At 57.1% G+C, this 567-nt stretch carries 1 protein-coding gene; it reads right to left on the bottom strand.

The window, feature by feature from the left end; translation table 11 throughout:
- Window positions 1–477, bottom strand: a 477-nt coding sequence (locus tag ACR0E6_RS22860; protein ID WP_480587729.1) for a PAS domain-containing protein, incomplete at its 3' end; no start/stop codon positions are given.
- Between the last annotated feature and the right edge of the window lie 90 nt (window positions 478–567).

Here is a 567-nt window from a genome sequence, read left to right as displayed (position 1 = left end):
CATAACGCGACTGACATCCCCCAGATCGCTTTTCAGCGGCAAAAGCAGCATACGCGCCTGCATCCGGGCGCGCCCGAACGCGCCGCTGGACACCATATCCAATTCGGCAATTGCGGGGTTGGCAAAGACCTGCTCTAGAGCATTCGTGGCTGCCTTACGCGCCTCGGGATCGAAAAACGCGGTCAGAGGCATGCCGCGCACCTCCATCCCGGCCAGCTTGTTCAGGTGGCTGCCCGCGAGGCGAAACCGGGCCAGCCCCGGTGCAATCCGCTCGAGGATGAAGGTGTATTCCAGAATATTCTCAAGCCCACGCGGATCAATCTGCGACCGCATGGGCACGCTATTCCCGTCAAGCAACGCGGTCCAGTAGGCCTCGGCCTGACGGATCGGTGAGAGGCTGCACCCGCTGTCAAAGCGATCCATTGCGACTGTCTTTCCAAGTTTGGACTTCGAGCCAGTCCCAAAAAAGGTTTTCATTTTCATTACCCTAGCGTCTAATCACCGTCATTTTCATAAAATGCAACATATCGGAGGCATTTTCGGCCAAACGACCGAGCTAGAGACAAG

Source organism: Ruegeria sp. AP12 (assembly GCF_056540025.1).
The sequence above is the reverse complement of the archived record's forward strand: the minus strand, read 5'-3'. Positions and strand labels throughout refer to the sequence as shown.